This window comes from Bacteroides gallinarum DSM 18171 = JCM 13658, assembly GCF_000374365.1.
Lineage (GTDB): Bacteria > Bacteroidota > Bacteroidia > Bacteroidales > Bacteroidaceae > Bacteroides > Bacteroides gallinarum.
The window spans coordinates 16,077-33,154 of record NZ_KB894120.1 but is presented as its reverse complement, the minus strand read 5'-3'; the positions used below and the strand labels follow the sequence as shown (position 1 = coordinate 33,154).

General features: G+C 53.4%; 13 protein-coding genes. 11 read left to right on the top strand and 2 right to left on the bottom strand.

The window, feature by feature from the left end:
* Positions 1-109: 109 nt before the first annotated feature.
* Positions 110-676 carry an FKBP-type peptidyl-prolyl cis-trans isomerase gene (locus C233_RS0105040; protein ID WP_018666360.1) on the bottom strand — a complete coding sequence of 189 codons (567 nt, stop codon included), beginning with the start codon at positions 674-676 and terminating at the stop codon, positions 110-112.
* 548 nt (positions 677-1,224) lie between these two features.
* Between C233_RS0105040 and ilvD the strand changes: the two genes are divergently transcribed.
* The 5 genes from ilvD to ilvC all read left to right on the top strand — a co-directional run bounded on the left by ilvD (position 1,225) and on the right by ilvC (position 7,317).
* A complete protein-coding gene (ilvD, locus tag C233_RS0105035; protein ID WP_018666358.1) occupies positions 1,225-3,027 on the top strand; it encodes a dihydroxy-acid dehydratase in 1,803 nt (600 codons plus the stop codon).
* 112 nt (positions 3,028-3,139) lie between these two features.
* Positions 3,140-4,834, top strand: coding sequence for a biosynthetic-type acetolactate synthase large subunit (ilvB, locus tag C233_RS0105030; protein WP_018666357.1), 1,695 nt, complete (start codon positions 3,140-3,142; stop codon positions 4,832-4,834).
* A gap of 83 nt (positions 4,835-4,917) precedes the next feature.
* A complete protein-coding gene (ilvN, locus tag C233_RS0105025) occupies positions 4,918-5,481 on the top strand; it encodes an acetolactate synthase small subunit (protein WP_018666355.1) in 564 nt (187 codons plus the stop codon).
* Positions 5,478-6,227 (top strand): acyl-[acyl-carrier-protein] thioesterase, encoded by a 750-nt coding sequence (locus C233_RS0105020; RefSeq protein WP_018666354.1) that lies wholly within the window; start codon positions 5,478-5,480, stop codon positions 6,225-6,227. The genes ilvN and C233_RS0105020 overlap by 4 nt, the downstream gene beginning before the upstream one ends.
* 46 nt (positions 6,228-6,273) lie before the next feature.
* Entirely contained in the window at positions 6,274-7,317 is a 1,044-nt protein-coding gene (gene ilvC, locus C233_RS0105015) for a ketol-acid reductoisomerase (protein WP_018666352.1), read from the top strand.
* Between the two features lie 320 nt (positions 7,318-7,637).
* Here ilvC and C233_RS0105010 read toward each other — a convergent pair whose 3' ends face one another.
* Complete coding sequence (locus C233_RS0105010) at positions 7,638-9,539, bottom strand: AAA domain-containing protein (protein ID WP_018666350.1); 1,902 nt, start codon at positions 9,537-9,539, stop codon at positions 7,638-7,640.
* Positions 9,540-9,732: 193 nt separating this feature from the next.
* Here C233_RS0105010 and C233_RS0105005 point away from each other — a divergent pair, with 193 nt between their 5' ends.
* The 6 genes from C233_RS0105005 to C233_RS0104985 all read left to right on the top strand — a co-directional run bounded on the left by C233_RS0105005 (position 9,733) and on the right by C233_RS0104985 (position 17,073).
* Positions 9,733-11,976: an aconitate hydratase gene (locus C233_RS0105005; RefSeq protein ID WP_025068644.1), complete on the top strand. Its 2,244-nt coding sequence runs from the start codon at positions 9,733-9,735 to the stop codon at positions 11,974-11,976.
* A 3-nt stretch (positions 11,977-11,979) separates the two neighbouring features.
* A complete protein-coding gene (gene icd, locus C233_RS0105000) occupies positions 11,980-13,131 on the top strand; it encodes an NADP-dependent isocitrate dehydrogenase (protein ID WP_018666347.1) in 1,152 nt (383 codons plus the stop codon).
* A gap of 91 nt (positions 13,132-13,222) precedes the next feature.
* Positions 13,223-14,566: a citrate/2-methylcitrate synthase gene (locus C233_RS0104995; RefSeq protein ID WP_018666346.1), complete on the top strand. Its 1,344-nt coding sequence runs from the start codon at positions 13,223-13,225 to the stop codon at positions 14,564-14,566.
* Between the two features lie 17 nt (positions 14,567-14,583).
* Positions 14,584-14,769 carry a hypothetical protein gene (locus tag C233_RS24420; RefSeq protein WP_167321133.1) on the top strand — a complete coding sequence of 62 codons (186 nt, stop codon included), beginning with the start codon at positions 14,584-14,586 and terminating at the stop codon, positions 14,767-14,769.
* Positions 14,770-14,880: 111 nt separating this feature from the next.
* The gene (locus C233_RS0104990; protein WP_018666344.1) at positions 14,881-15,651 is read left to right on the top strand and encodes a DUF1295 domain-containing protein; all 771 of its coding nucleotides are present in this window, start codon (positions 14,881-14,883) and stop codon (positions 15,649-15,651) included.
* A gap of 201 nt (positions 15,652-15,852) precedes the next feature.
* A complete protein-coding gene (locus tag C233_RS0104985) occupies positions 15,853-17,073 on the top strand; it encodes an NADH:flavin oxidoreductase (RefSeq protein WP_018666342.1) in 1,221 nt (406 codons plus the stop codon).
* Positions 17,074-17,078 lie beyond the last annotated feature (5 nt).

The following is a 17,078-nucleotide window of genomic DNA, read 5'->3' as shown; positions in this document are numbered from 1 at the left end:
GAGTTAAGAGTTGAGGGGGAGTTTAGAATTGAAAGTTAAGAATTGAAAGTTGAAAGTTAGCTGCGCTGTAATGCTGCATAGCCACCTTTCAACTCTCATCTTTCAACTCTTAATGGCAGCATCCCTCACCGCATTCATGGTCGCCGCATCCGCCGCCGCAGTCTCCGCAATTGCATCCGCCGCCGCTCATCATGCGTGCCATTTCCGCCAGTTCTTCGTTGGTGGCAGGACGGTTCTCCGTGATTTCGCCTACGAAGTTCAGGTCGCAACCGGCGAGGGGGTGGTTCATGTCCATTACCACTACATCGTCTTTCACTTCTACCACGCTTCCGTTGATGCGCTGTCCTTCCGAGGTCATCAGGGGGATTACCGCACCTTCTACCACGCGTTCGCTGTCGAACTCGCCTTCTATCTCGAAGATGTTCTTCGGGAGGTCGATAACGTGCTCGTCGTCATACTCGCCGTAGGCATCCTCCGCCTTGATTGTAAAGTCGAACTTGTCGCCTTTGTTCAGGTCTTTCACCTGGTTCTCGAAGGCTTCCAGGGTCAGACCCAGTCCGGAGATGAATTGGAACGGGTGCTCTGCAGGAGCTTCTTCTGTAAATTCTTTCTCTCCGTTTTCGATTGAGTACAGCTTGTATGCTAAGGTGATGTACTTGTTTTCTACTGTTTCCATTGATTTTTTTGATTTCTATTGGTAAATACTGTGTTCTCTGTCCCGAAGGAGGCGGAGATAAGGCAAATCCCCGTGGGGTTTGTCTCCGCTTGGGGTGCAAAGATACGAATATTTTGTTTCGGGAACGGAAGTGCCCCGGTAATTTTCAGATTATTAAGTGCTTCGGGTGGGCGGGGCATACAGTCCGGGAAGTGACCGGATGCCTCGGTTTGGGAGCGATTAGTGATAAAATAAGATTTTAAAGCGCCGTTTTCTTACGATTATTCATATTTATATCTTTTTTTTCTTCAATTTGTTTGGAGTTTATAAAAAAGCACTTACCTTTGCAGCACAATTAAGTGAAACGACAATAGAGAACGATAAAGATAATTTAGTTATGAACCTACATACATCCGTTAACCTGGCAGTCCTGCATATTATTCGCGTCGTGGTGGTGGCATCAAGAGCGTGAGAAAGGTTGTGTATGTATTCGTACGGTAGAAGATATTTATAGTAAGCCTTTCTCATTCCGGTGAGAGAGGCTTTTTTCATAAAAGGAGACAGAGAAGATGAAACATCAGTTACGTAGTTCGTTCAGCACACAAGGCCGCCGTATGGCGGGCGCCCGCGCATTGTGGGCGGCCAATGGCATGAAGAAGGAACAAATGGGCAAGCCCATAATCGCCATAGTCAACTCTTTTACCCAGTTCGTACCGGGGCATGTGCACCTGCACGAAATAGGCCAATTCGTAAAGCAGGAGATAGAGAAGCAGGGTTGCTTTGCCGCCGAGTTCAATACGATTGCCATAGACGACGGTATCGCAATGGGGCACGACGGCATGCTGTACTCACTGCCCTCGCGCGACATCATAGCCGACAGTGTGGAATATATGGTGAATGCGCATAAGGCGGATGCCATGGTTTGCATCAGCAATTGCGATAAGATTACGCCGGGTATGCTCATGGCTGCGATGAGGCTGAATATCCCTACGGTGTTCGTGTCCGGAGGGCCTATGGAGGCCGGCGAATGGAACGGGCAGCACCTCGACTTAATCGATGCCATGATTAAATCGGCGGACGAGACTGTGAGTGACGGGGATGTTGCCGAAATAGAGCAGCACGCCTGCCCCACGTGCGGATGTTGCTCGGGCATGTTCACCGCCAATTCCATGAACTGTCTGAACGAGGCGATAGGGCTGGCGCTTCCGGGCAACGGCACGATTGTAGCTACCCACGCTAACCGTAAGGAGCTGTTTAGAGATGCCGCCAAACTGATTGTAAAGAATGCCTATAAGTATTACGAGGAAGGGGACGAAAGCGTGCTGCCCCGCAGTATCGCCACCCGTGAGGCTTTCCTGAATGCCATGACGCTGGATATCGCCATGGGAGGCTCTACGAATACGGTGCTTCACCTGCTTGCGGTAGCCCATGAGGCGGGAGCGGATTTCACTATGGACGATATAGATATGTTGTCGCGCAAAACTCCCTGCTTGTGCAAGGTTGCCCCCAACACCCAGAAATACCATGTACAGGACGTAAACCGCGCCGGCGGCATCGTTGCCATTATGGGCGAGCTTGCCAAGGGCGGGCTGGTGGATACGGGCGTGCGCCGGGTAGACGGCATGACGCTGGCGGAGGAGATAGACCGGTATTGCATCACCAGCCCGAATGTGTGCGGGGAGGCAATCCGGAAATATACCAGCGCTGCCGCCGGAAAGTTCAACCTGGCACTCGGTTCGCAGGAGACCTATTATAAGGAATTGGATACAGACCGTGCCGGCGGCTGCATCCGCGACTTGCAGCATGCTTACAGCAAGGACGGCGGACTGGCGGTGCTGAAAGGCAATATCGCACAGGACGGTTGCGTAGTCAAGACTGCCGGGGTGGACGAGAGTATCTGGAAGTTTACCGGCCCTGCCAAAGTATTCGATTCGCAGGAGGCTGCGTGCAACGGCATCCTGGGCGGAAAGGTAGTCAGCGGCGATGTCGTCGTCATCACCCACGAAGGGCCGAAGGGCGGTCCGGGCATGCAGGAGATGCTTTATCCCACCTCTTATATCAAGTCCCGTCACTTGGGTAAGGAATGCGCGCTGATTACCGACGGGCGTTTCAGCGGAGGCACTTCCGGACTGAGCATCGGGCATATCTCTCCCGAAGCCGCTGCCGGCGGTAATATCGGCAAGATTCAGGACGGCGACATTATCGAGATAGATATACCCAACCGCTCTATCAATGTGAAACTGACGGACGAGGAACTGGCTGCCCGTCCTATGACGCCGGTAACCCGCGACCGCCAGGTGTCGAAAGCGTTGAAGGCATACGCCAGCATGGTGAGCTCGGCCGACAAGGGGGCTGTAAGGTTGATAGACTGAGGGAGCCTCTGCCGTAAGGCTGTGGAATAGCAAGTAACAGATTGTCAACGTACCTATGTGCCGGAGATAAAAGACGTGTCGTGGCCGTAGGGAATAAATAGTAAAATACTTAATGGAAAATTTAATAACAGGCGCAGAAGCATTGATGCGCTCCCTGGAGCATCAGGGAGTAAAGACCATTTTCGGTTATCCGGGCGGCAGTATCATGCCGGTATTCGATGCCTTGTACGACCACCGGAAGAAACTGAACCATATCCTGGTTCGCCACGAACAGGGAGCCACCCATGCCGCACAAGGCTTTGCACGTGTGTCGGGCGAGGTCGGCGTATGCCTGGTAACCAGCGGCCCGGGAGCAACCAATACCATTACGGGTATTGCAGATGCCATGATAGACAGTACGCCGATAGTTGTCATTGCGGGGCAGGTTGCCACGGGATTTCTCGGTACGGACGCTTTTCAGGAAGTAGACCTGGTAGGCATTACACAGCCTATCACGAAGTGGAGCTACCAGATTCGCCGTGCGGAAGATGTGGCTTGGGCGGTGGCACGTGCTTTCTATATCGCACAGAGCGGACGCCCCGGCCCGGTTGTGCTGGACTTTGCCAAGAATGCACAGGTGGATAAGACGGAGTACATCCCTACCAAAGTAGATTATGTGCGCAGCTACCTGCCTGTACCCGAAACCGACCCGGATGCCATACGGCAGGCTGCCGATTTGATAAATGCGGCGGAACGTCCGCTGGTACTGGTAGGGCAGGGCGTGGAGCTGGGCAATGCGCAGGACGAATTGCGTGCCTTCATCGAAAAGGCGGGCATGCCTGCCGGCTGTACCCTGCTGGGGCTTTCGTCGTTGCCTACGGCTCATCCCTTGAATAAGGGCATGCTGGGCATGCACGGCAATCTGGGCCCGAACATCAATACCAACAAATGCGATGTGCTGATTGCGGTGGGTATGCGTTTCGATGACCGTGTTACGGGCAAGCTGTCCACTTATGCTTCGCAGGCAAAGGTTATCCATTTCGATATAGACCCAGCGGAGATAGACAAGAATGTAAAGACGGACGTAGCCGTATTGGGCGACTGCAAGGAGACGCTGGCTGCGGTGACCGAACTGCTGAAACCTGCCGAACATAAGGAATGGCTGGATAGTTTCCTGCCTTACGAGCAGGTAGAGGAAGAGAAGGTTATCCGCCCCGAGCTGCATCCGGCAGGCGATACCCTGAGCATGGGCGAGGTGGTGCGCGCCGTGAGCGAGGCTACCCGTAACGAAGCGATACTTGTAACGGATGTAGGGCAGAACCAGATGATGTCCGCCCGTTACTTCAAATATACCCGAAAACGCAGCATCGTTACTTCCGGCGGGCTGGGAACTATGGGATTCGGCCTTCCCGCTGCTATCGGCGCTACTTTCGGCCGTCCCGACCGTACCGTATGCGTCTTTATGGGCGACGGCGGTTTGCAGATGAACCTGCAGGAGCTAGGCACGGTAATGGAGCAGAAAGCTCCCGTCAAGATGATTTTGCTGAACAATAACTTCCTGGGGAATGTTCGTCAGTGGCAGGCGATGTTTTTCAACCGCCGTTATTCGTTCACCCCGATGATGAACCCGGACTATATGCAGATTGCCTCTGCCTACGGCATCCCCGCACGGCGTGCGCTTACCCGCAGTGAACTGGCGGATGCCATTGGCGAGATGATTGCGACGGACGGCCCTTTCTTGCTGGAAGCTTGCGTAGAAGAAGAGGGGAACGTGATGCCGATGACGCCTCCGGGCGGCTCTGTGAACCAGATGTTGCTGGAATGTTAGGGAGTTGTGGATTACCTGCGGTATTATCGCGCAGCCCATTCATAACTCATAATTCATAACTCATAATTTATAATTAAACCAACGTGGACAAGACATTATATACGATTATCGTTCATTCGGAGAACTTTGCCGGCTTGCTGAACCAGGTGACGGCTGTATTTACCCGTAGGCAAATCAATATCGAGAGCCTGAACGTATCGGCATCCTCTATCAAGGGAGTACACAAATATACCATTACGGCCTGGACGGATAAGGACACTATCGAGAAGGTGGCGAAGCAAATCACCAAAAAGATAGATGTGTTGCAGGCGCACTATTTCACGGACGATGAAATTTACCAGCACGAGATTGCGCTGTATAAGATAACGACCCCCACGCTGGAAGAAAAGCCGGAGGTATCTAAAATCATCCGTAAGCACAATGCGCGTATCGTAGAGGTGAACCCCGTGTTCGCCATTGTGGAGAAAAACGGCATGAGCGAGGAGATAACCAATCTCTATGAGGAGCTGCGTGCCCTGGAGTGCGTGCTCCAGTTCGTGCGTTCCGGTCGTGTAGCTATCACTACCAGTTGCTTCGAGCGCGTCAACGAGTACCTGGCAGACCGTGAGGCAAAATATCGTCGGAGTAAAGAACTGCAAGAGCAATGAGTGGGAATAACAGGATAGGTACGTATAAGTTCGTGGCGGAACCGTTCCATGTGGATTTTACCGGCCGCCTTACAATGGGGGTACTCGGCAACCACCTGCTGAACTGTGCGGGGTTCCATGCCACGGAGCGCGGCTTCGGTATCGCTACCTTGAACGAGGACAACTACACGTGGGTGCTTTCGCGCCTGGCTATCGAGCTGGACGAGATGCCCTACCAGTACGAGGATTTCTCTATCCAGACCTGGGTGGAGAATGTGTACCGCCTCTTTACCGACCGTAACTTTGCCCTTATCGACAAGGACGGAAAGAAGATTGGATATGCCCGTTCCGTATGGGCGATGATTAACCTCAATACCCGCAAGCCCGCCGACCTGCTGGCGCTGCATGGCGGCAGCATCGTGGACTATGTGTGCGACGAGCCTTGCCCTATCGAGAAACCCTCGCGCATAAAGGTGGCTTCTACGGAGCCGGTTTCTTCCCTGAACGCCAGGTACAGCGATATCGACATCAACGGACATGTGAACAGCATCCGTTATATCGAACATATCCTCGACCTGTTTCCGATAGAGCTGTACAAAGAAAGCCGTATCCGCCGTTTTGAAATGGCGTATGTGGCCGAGAGTTATTATGGCGACGAGCTTACCTTTTATAAGGATTATGCAGGCGACGGCGTGTACGACATAGAAGTGAGAAAGAACGGCAGCGAGGTGGTTTGCCGTTCCAAAGTGATATTTGTAGAAAAATAATTTATTAATCGGTTGGCATAAGCCACAATAAAAATTAGAACAAAAAATGGCACAATTGAATTTTGGCGGTGTTATTGAGAATGTAATGACCCGCGAAGAATTTCCTTTGGAAAAAGCACGTGAGATTTTAAAGGATGAAACAATCGCAGTTATCGGTTATGGTGTACAAGGTCCCGGCCAGGCTTGCAACCTGCGCGACAATGGTTTCAACGTAATCGTCGGCCAGCGTCAGGGCAAGACTTACGAGAAGGCGGTAGCCGACGGCTGGGTTCCGGGCGAAACGCTGTTCAGCATCGAGGATGCCTGCCAGAAGGGTACTATCATCATGTGCCTGCTGTCCGATGCAGCCGTAATGTCCGTATGGCCTACGATGAAACCTTACCTGACAGCCGGCAAGGCGCTTTACTTCTCTCATGGTTTCGCTATTACGTGGAGCGACCGCACCGGTGTGGTTCCTCCCAAAGATATCGATGTTATCATGGTTGCCCCCAAGGGTTCGGGCACGTCGCTGCGTACGATGTTCCTCGAAGGCCGCGGCTTGAACTCGTCTTACGCTATCTATCAAGATGCTACGGGCAAGGCTCTGGACAGAACGCTGGCACTGGGTATCGGTATCGGTTCCGGTTACTTGTTCGAGACGACTTTCATCCGCGAGGCTACTTCCGACCTGACGGGCGAACGCGGCTCTTTAATGGGCGCTATCCAGGGTTTGCTGCTGGCTCAGTACGAGGTGTTGCGTGAAAACGGCCATACACCGTCCGAAGCATTCAACGAAACTGTGGAGGAACTGACCCAGTCGTTGATGCCGTTGTTTGCAAAGAACGGTATGGACTGGATGTATGCCAACTGCTCTACTACCGCCCAGCGCGGTGCTTTGGACTGGATGGGCCCGTTCCACGATGCTATCAAGCCGGTTGTGCAGAAATTATATCAGAGCGTGAAGTCCGGTAACGAGGCGCAGATTTCTATCGACAGCAACTCCAAGCCCGACTATCGTGAGAAACTGAATGCAGAGCTGAAAGCATTGCGCGAGAGCGAAATGTGGCAGACTGCCGTAACTGTCCGTAAACTCCGTCCGGAAAATAATTGATGCCCGTTCGGGATAAATGATAAGAGGTTGTACCAAAATCCATTACGGATTACAGAACTTATACAGATTGAAATTAAATGATTGATTATCAGGATAGATAATCTGTGAAAATCTGTGTAATCTGTGTAGTCTGTGGTGAGTTTTGATACAACCTCTTTCTTTTTTTTCCGTCTGTCTTTCTATCTATCTATCTTTTTTTCTTTCTGTCTGTCTTTTTCTCTTTCTATATATTTCTCTTTCTATTTTTGTACACATCCCCACATCGCCATATCCTCCCGTCCGGAACCACTTCCCGTTTTCCTATTCGTTATCCGGTACGATTATTGCCCTGCATTGACCTGCCGGGTGTATTCGAGCAGTTTCTTATAAAAAGTATGGCGGCTCAGCGTGGCTGCTTCTCCCAGTATAACTAACTTCATGCGTGCCCTCGTTATCGCTACATTCATCCTACGCAAGTCGTTCAGGAAGCCGATTTGCCCTTCTTCATTGGCGCGTACCAGGCTGATGAAAATCACATCGCGTTCCTGCCCCTGAAAGCCGTCTACAGTATTCACCGTTATCAGGCTGCGGTAAGGACGCAAGGCGGCGCTTGCCTTTATTTTTCCCCGCAAGTACTGCACCTGCGCTTTGTAGGGCGATATCAGCCCGAAGTCGATACGCTCCTCGAGAATACGGTTGCCGCCTATCCGCTGGATATACGCTTCCAGCTCTTTCAGCAATAAGTGGGCTTCTTCCTTATTGATACGTCCGAACGTCTCCCCCACAAATTCCTCCTTGAAATCCATTTCCGAGGTATCGAGCCATGTAATGGGCGTGTCCCAGTCCAATATCCCCCGGTGGCGCACCTCGGGAGCCGTTTCCAGCTCGCCGTCGTAAAACCAGGCAGAAGAGAAACGCATGATATCCTCGTGCATGCGGTATTGCACCTTCAGCAAAGACACGGCAGACGGCTTGTTGGCTACCACTTTCTCCATTAAAGTCCGTTCCAGCCCGCCGCGTGCGGCATCATGGCATTTTATGGTGGGCGGTAGCTGGCAGTGGTCGCCCGCCAGCACTACCCGGTCTGCCTTGCGGATAGCTATCCAGCAGGCAGCCTCCAAAGCTTGGGCAGCCTCGTCGATGAACAACGTGCCGAAACGGTGTCCGTTCAGCAGGCGGTGGTTACTGCTTACAAGCGTGGAAGCGATGACGTGGGCACTGTCGAACAGCTCGGCGTTGATTTGTACTTCCAGCGCTGTGGCACGGTCGCGCAGACGGCTCATGCGGTTGCGTACCCCTTCGCGTTCATCGTAGCTGCCGCGGCGCGCCCTACTTCCTAACTGGCGGAGCTCCTTGCGGATACTCCACAGCTCGGGATAAAGCGGGTGGTTCTCGAAACGCCGTTCGTAGGTGAAAGACAGCATTTTGTCATTGACGCGTGTGGGGTTGCCTATCCGCAGGACATTCACGCCCCTGTCTACCAGCTTCTCTGAAATCCAGTCCACCGCCATATTGCTTTGGGCGCAAACCAGCACTTGGGGTTCGCGGTGCAACGTTTCGTAGATAGCCTCTACGAGCGTGGTCGTTTTACCCGTTCCCGGAGGGCCGTGCACTATGGCTACATCACGGGCGCACAATACTTTGTTGACGGCAGCCTCCTGAGTGGCATTCAGCCACGGAAAACGTACCGGATACAGCTCTCGGAAGCCGACTTTCACCGTGCCCAACAGGATGTCCCGCAACTCGGCGAGCCGGTTTCCCTTCGCACGGAGCACCTCTTCCAGCGCCTCGAACATCGTACGGTAAGAAGTCTCATCGAAATAGAGCTGGACGCCGAGGTTATCGGCAGACTGCACGTCTACGACAGCGCCCGCACCGGGCATTACCACTACCATGCGCGCCTCGTCCGCATAACTGACGGTGGCGGTGAAGTTGAAGTAAGTGATTTTTCCGTCGGCGGATTGGCGGAAGAAACAGACGGGACGTCCGAACTCGAAATTATGTTCTATATCAGTATTTTCGGTATGTGTAATCTCTATTACCAACTGATTCAGCGAATTATAGTAACTTCGACCCGGTGAGGCAGGATACCAGCAGAGCCCCCGCTTGACTTTCCGGGCAATGCCCATGTTCTCCGTCTGCCGCTCGAACTCCTCTTTTTCGTATTCGTACTCCATACGTAACAGGAGTTGCTGCCGTTGAAGGTGTATAATGGGGGATTGTATATCGTTATTGTCGCTCATGCCTGCCTATGATTATGAAATTCTGCGAGACCCTGTGTCCTCTGTGGTGATACATTCATTCCGCAAAGGTAATAAATCTCTGTCTCCGGGGGAAGAAATGCTTTATTTTGTTAAACTTTTCCGCATTTTAAATTGTTTATTGTTTTAATTTGTAATCTTTACAATATTGAAAAACTAAAAAATAGAAGTGGTTATGGTATATGATTTAACGATGCTCAAGGCGTTTTATGCGCATTATGAGAGGAAGATAGAACGCGTCCGGGCTGCACTGCAACGTCCGCTGACCTTGGCGGAAAAGATTTTGTACGCCCACCTGTACGATGAAAAGAGTATAAAAAGCTACGTGCGCGGCGAAGACTATGTAAACTTCCGCCCCGACCGCGTAGCCATGCAGGATGCTACCGCACAAATGGCGCTGTTGCAGTTTATGAATGCAGGCCGCGACGAGGTGGCGGTTCCTTCGACGGTGCACTGCGACCATTTGATTCAGGCTTACAAAGGAGCGAAGGAGGATATCGCCGTCGCCACCAAGACGAATGAGGAAGTGTACGACTTCCTCCGGGATGTCTCCTCCCGCTACGGTATCGGTTTCTGGCAGCCCGGAGCGGGCATTATCCACCAGGTCGTGCTGGAAAACTACGCTTTCCCCGGCGGCATGATGATAGGAACCGACTCCCACACCCCGAATGCCGGCGGTTTGGGAATGGTGGCGGTCGGTGTCGGCGGCGCCGATGCGGTGGATGTGATGACCGGCATGGAATGGGAACTGAAAATGCCCCGCCTTATCGGTGTACGCCTTACCGGAGAGCTGAGCGGGTGGGCTGCCCCCAAGGACGTTATCCTGAAATTGGCCGGAATTTTGACCGTAAAGGGCGGAACCAATGCCATTATCGAATATTTCGGTACAGGCGCCGCCTCGCTTTCGGCCACCGGCAAAGCCACGATTTGCAATATGGGGGCGGAGGTAGGAGCCACCGCCTCCCTTTTCCCCTACGACGGACGCATGGCTGCCTACCTGGAAGCTACCGGACGCGCGGAGGTGGCGGATATGGCTACCGACGTCGCTGTGGAACTTCGTGCCGATGATGAAGTGGCCGCCGCTCCGGAAAAATACTACGACCGCGTTATCGACATAAACCTTTCCGCGCTGGAACCTTATATCAACGGCCCGTTTACCCCGGATGCCGCCACACCCATATCCGAATTCTCCGAGAAGGTGTTGAAGAACGGCTATCCCCGCAAAATGGAAGTGGGGCTGATAGGCTCTTGTACCAACTCGTCCTACCAGGATTTGAGCCGTGCCGTGTCTTTGGCGCGCCAGGTAGCGGATAAACGCCTGCATGCGGCCGCTCCGCTGATTGTGAACCCCGGCTCGGAGCGCATACGCGCCACGGCAGAACGCGACGGCATGATTGACGCCTTCGAAAAAATCGGCGCTACGATTATGGCGAATGCCTGCGGCCCGTGTATCGGGCAGTGGAAACGCGTCACGGACGACCCTGTGCGCAGGAACTCTATCGTGACCTCCTTCAACCGCAATTTCGCCAAGCGTGCGGACGGCAACCCGAACACCTATGCTTTTGTCGCCTCCCCCGAGCTGACAATGGCATTGGCTATTGCCGGCGATTTATGCTTTAATCCGCTGAAAGATACGCTGGTCAATGCCGACGGCGAGAAAGTAAAGCTATCCGTGCCGGTAGGCGAGGAACTACCCCCGGAGGGATTTACCGCAGGCAGCAGCGGTTATACCGCCCCTTCCGGAGTAAAGACGGATATCGTGGTAAATCCCCGGTCGCAGCGCCTTCAACTCCTTACCCCTTTCCCCGCCTGGGACGGAACGGACTTGTTGAACATGCCCCTCCTTATTAAGACACAGGGGAAGTGTACCACCGACCATATTTCCATGGCAGGCCCGTGGCTCCGCTTCCGCGGACATCTGGAGAATATCTCGGACAATATGCTAATGGGAGCCGTCAATGCCTTCAACGGAGAAACGAACAAGGTGTGGAACCGCTCCACGAATACCTACGGAACCGTATCCGGTACGGCGAAGCTGTACAAGTCCGAGGGCATTCCCTCCATTGTCGTGGCAGAGGAGAATTACGGCGAGGGTTCCAGCCGCGAGCACGCCGCTATGGAGCCGCGTTTCCTGAACGTGCGCGTTATACTGGCAAAGAGCTTTGCCCGCATCCACGAAACGAACCTGAAAAAGCAGGGCATGCTGGCGCTGACCTTTACCGACAAGGCGGACTATGATAAAATCCGGGAACACGACTTGCTCTCCGTTACCGGCCTGCGGGACTTTGCCCCGGGGCGTAGCCTGACGGTGGTGCTTCACCACGAGGACGGCAGTAAGGAGAGTTTCGAAGTACAACATACGTATAATGAACAGCAGATAGGCTGGTTCCGTGCCGGCTCTGCACTAAATGCACGATAGAATATGGAAAAAATTACTGTACCCTTTATTACGGGCGACGGAGTAGGGGCGGAGATAACCCCGTCCATGCAGGCCGTGGTAAATGCAGCCTTGAAGAAAGCCTATGGCGGCCGCCGGAGCATCGAATGGAAAGAAGTGCTTGCCGGCGAACGGGCATTCCGCGAAACGGGTTCGTGGCTGCCGGAAGAAACCATGGAGGCTTTCCGGACTTACAAGATAGGTATTAAAGGCCCGCTGACGACACCGGTAGGCGGCGGTATCCGTTCGCTGAACGTGGCGTTGCGCCAGACGCTCGATTTGTACGTGTGCCTGCGCCCGGTGCGTTGGTATAAGGGTGTAATCTCTCCGGTGAAAGAGCCGCAGAAGGTGGATATGTGCGTATTCCGCGAGAATACGGAGGACATCTATGCGGGCATCGAGTGGGAAGCCGGAACGCCGGAGGCGGAAAAGTTCTACCGCTTCCTGCACGATGAAATGGGAGTGTCCAAGGTACGTTTCCCCGAAACCTCGTCCTTCGGCGTAAAGCCCGTATCCAGGGAAGGCACGGAACGGCTGGTGCGTGCCGCCTGCCTGTATGCGCTCGAAAAACGCCTGCCCTCCGTAACATTGGTGCATAAGGGCAATATCATGAAGTTCACCGAAGGCGGCTTCAAGAAATGGGGCTATGAGCTGGCGGAACGCGAGTTCGGCAAGGAGATAGCAGAGGGACGCCTCGTTGTCAAGGATTGCATCGCCGATGCCTTCTTGCAGAATACGCTGCTTGTTCCCGAGGAATATTCGGTCGTTGCCACCCTGAACCTGAACGGCGATTACATTTCCGACCAGTTGGCGGCTATGGTGGGCGGCATCGGTATCGCGCCGGGCGCCAACATCAACTACTGGACGGGGCATGCCATTTTCGAGGCCACCCACGGCACGGCTCCCGGCATTGCGGGCAAAGACACGGTCAATCCCTGTTCTATCATCCTTTCTGCGGTAATGATGCTCGAGTACCTGGGCTGGCAGGAGGCTGCCTCGCTGATAGAGGCGGCATTGGAGGAGAGCTTCACGGAAGGCCGTGCCACAGTCGATTTGGCGCGTTTCATGCCGGGCGGCGTCCCGTTGTCCACTTCCGCCTTTACGCGGGAGATTACGGGGAGAATAGATAAATTATAAGCTCGCCGCCGGTTTCCGCAGGGGTAAAGAGAAAGCCCCTGCCGGACTCCGTGTATCCTGCGGCGGACTAACCAACAAAAACATACATATTATGAAGAAAGAGTACCTGATTTACAAACTCTCTGAAGACCTGAAAGAAGCTACCCGGATTGAGAACAGCCTGTTCAAGAAGTTCGACGTAAAGCGCGGCCTGCGCAACGAGGACGGAACGGGCGTTTTGGTAGGACTTACCAAGATTGGCAACGTAGTGGGCTACGAACGCATTCCGGGCGGTGGCTTGAAACCTATTCCGGGCAAGCTGTTCTACCGCGGCTACGACCTGGACGACCTGGCACATGCCATTCTCAGCGAAAAACGTTTCGGCTTCGAGGAAGTGGCGTACCTGCTGCTTTCCGGCCGCCTGCCCGATAAGGAGGAGCTGGTTTCCTTCCGCGAACTGATTAACGACAACATGCCGCTGGAGCAGAAAACGAAGATGAACATCATCGAGCTCGAAGGAAACAACATTATGAATATCCTGGCGCGCAGTGTGCTCGAGATGTACCGCTTCGACCCGGCTGCCGACGATACCTCGCGCGACAACCTGATGCGCCAGAGCATCGAGCTGATATCGAAATTTCCCACTATCATAGCCTATGCCTTCAACATGCTGCGCCATGCCACTCACGGCCGTTCGTTGCATATCCGTCATCCGCAGGAGCAGCTTTCCATTGCCGAGAACTTCCTGTATATGCTCAAAAAGGACTATACGGAGCTGGATGCCCGCACCCTCGACCTGCTGTTGGTATTGCAGGCGGAGCACGGCGGCGGTAACAACTCCACGTTCACCGTACGCGTAACCTCCTCTACCGGGACAGATACCTATTCTGCCATTGCCGCCGGCATCGGTTCCCTGAAAGGTCCGCTCCACGGCGGCGCCAATATCCAGGTGGCGGATATGTTCCACCATTTGCAGGAGAATATCCGGGACTGGACGAATGTAGACGAAATCGACACTTACTTCACCCGTATGTTGAACAAAGAGGTGTACAACAAGACCGGGTTGATATATGGCATCGGCCATGCCGTTTACACCATTTCCGACCCCCGTGCCATACTGTTGAAAGAGCTTGCCCGCGACCTGGCGCGCGAGAAAGGCAAGGAACGCGAGTTCGCTTTCCTGGAGCTGCTGGAAGAACGCGCTATCGAAGTATTCGGCCGTGTGAAGAATAACGGGAAAACCGTTTCGAGCAATGTCGATTTCTATTCCGGTTTCGTCTATGAAATGATTGGGCTGCCGCAGGAAATCTTCACTCCGCTGTTCGCTATGGCGCGTATCGTAGGCTGGTGCGCGCATCGCAACGAGGAGCTGAATTTCGAGGGAAAGCGCATCATCCGTCCGGCTTACAAGAATGTACTGGAAGAAGTGGTGTACATCCCTATCAAGAAGCGTTAGCGCCTGCGTATAAAGGCATGGATATTCCGCTTGCCGGATGTCATAAGGTATCGTTGCGAGGCTCAGGCAGCCGGACGGCGATACCTTTTTCGTTCCGCCACGGGGAAGTTTTCGTTCCGCCGTGGCGGAACATAACTTTCTCCGTGGTGGAACAGTATTTCCCCCACGGCGGAACGAAATTTTCCCCACGGTGGAACGGATAAACTTTAGCATCTCCGGCGCAAAGCCCTGCCGGGCAATTTTTTTATTCTTACAAGAAAACGCTTTGAATATCGCGGGTTTTCCCTATATTTGCCTTACTTAAACAGAAGGGTATGAGCGAAGAAGGGTTTCATATATTCTTGGGAGCGATGAGCATCACGGCGCTTATCGTATTCATTGCACTCTATTTTGTAAAGGCGGGTTACGGAATATTCCGTACGGCATCGTGGGGATATTCCATTAACAACAAGCTGGCATGGGTACTTATGGAGGCTCCGGTTTTCATCGTCATGTGCTGGCTGTGGGGCAAGAGCGGCGTCGGTTTTTCCATACCGGTATGTATCTTCTTCCTGCTGTTTCAGTTGCACTATTTCCAGAGGTCGTTCGTCTTTCCCTTTCTGCTGAAGGGGCGGAGCCGGATGCCGGTAGCTATTATGGCTATGGGTATCGTGTTCAACATCCTGAACGGCATGATGCAGGCAGGCGGTTTGTTCTACTTTGCCCCCAGCGGCTTTTATACCGGTGGCTGGGCTTATTTACTGCAACCCCATGCCTTGTCGGGGCTCCTGCTGTTTTTTGCCGGCATGGTTATCAACCTCCATTCCGACCGTGTGATACGCCGTCTGCGTAAGCCGGGAGACACGAAGCATTACCTTCCCTCCAAAGGGTTTTACCGCTACGTCACTTCCGCCAACTACTTCGGCGAGCTGGTAGAATGGACTGGTTTTGCCATACTCACGCTCTCGCCTGCTGCCTGGGTTTTCGTATGGTGGACTTTTGCCAACCTCGTTCCCCGTGCCGATGCCATTCACCGGCATTACCGGGAGGAATTCGGCGATGAGGCGGTAGGAAGGCGAAAACGTATCCTTCCTTATATTTATTAGACGATAAATGAATATCAAAGGTGGTTTCTCCCCAAAAAGATGAAGTTGTGCCATAATTCATACATAACCCATAACTCAAAATCATATCTCAAAATCATAACTCATAGTCATAACTCATAGTCATAACTCATAGTCCTGAACTCATAACTTATAACTTACAACTTATAATTTACAACTCATAATTTAAACTCATAACTCCCCATGTCCTCCCTATTCACTCCAGTCGTTTTCGGTCCTCTGACCTTGCGCAACCGTACCATTCGTTCGGCTGCTTTCGAAAGTATGTGTCCGGGCAATGCACCTTCGGACATGTTGCTCGATTATCACCGCTCGGTTGCTGCGGGCGGTGTCGGTATGACTACGGTAGCTTATGCCGCCGTAACCCGCAGCGGCCTTTCCTTTGACCGCCAGTTATGGATGCGCCCTGAAATTGTTCCGGGGCTTCGCCGGCTCACCGATGCGGTACATGCGGAGGGAGCTGCTGCCGGTATCCAGTTGGGGCATTGCGGCAACATGTCGCACAAAAGCATCTGCGGCTGTACCCCCGTAGGTGCCAGCAGCGGTTTCAATCTGTATTCGCCCACTTTTGTACGCGGGCTGCGTGCCGGCGAACTGCCGGAAATGGCGCGTGCGTACGGACGCTCGGTGAACCTGGCACGCGAGGCGGGGTTCGATTCCGTGGAAATCCATGCGGGGCACGGTTATCTCATAAGCCAGTTTCTCTCGCCTGCCACCAACCACCGCAAGGATGCGTTCGGCGGTTCCCTGGAGAATCGCATGCGTTTTATGGATATGGTAATGGAGGAGGTGATGAAAGCTGCCGGCAACGACATGGCGGTACTCGTGAAGATGAATATGCGCGACGGCTTCCGGGGTGGCATGGAGCTTGACGAGACGTTGCAGGTAGCCAGGCGCCTCGAACAGTCGGGGGCGCACGGGCTGGTGCTGAGCGGCGGGTTTGTGAGTAAAGCGCCTATGTACGTGATGCGCGGGGAGATGCCGATACGTAGCATGACACATTACATGACGTGCTGGTGGCTGAAATACGGCGTGCGCATGGTAGGCAAATGGATGATACCGGCCGTGCCGTTCGAGGAAGCTTATTTCCTGGAGGACGCTTTGAAATTCCGGGCGGTGCTGAAGATACCGCTGATATATGTAGGCGGGTTGGTTTCGCGTCCTAAAATAGACGAGGTGTTGGATAAGGGGTTCGATGCCGTGCAAATGGCGCGTGCCCTGCTCAATGAGCCGGATTTCGTGAACCGCATGCGCCGGGAGGAAGATGCCCGCTGCGATTGCAGGCACAGCAACTACTGCATCGCCCGGATGTACTCCATTGAAATGGCGTGCCACCGGCATTTAGGAGAAGAGCTCCCTGCTTGTTTGAGAAAGGAGATTGGGGAGATAGAGGCGAGAGGCTGATTTTA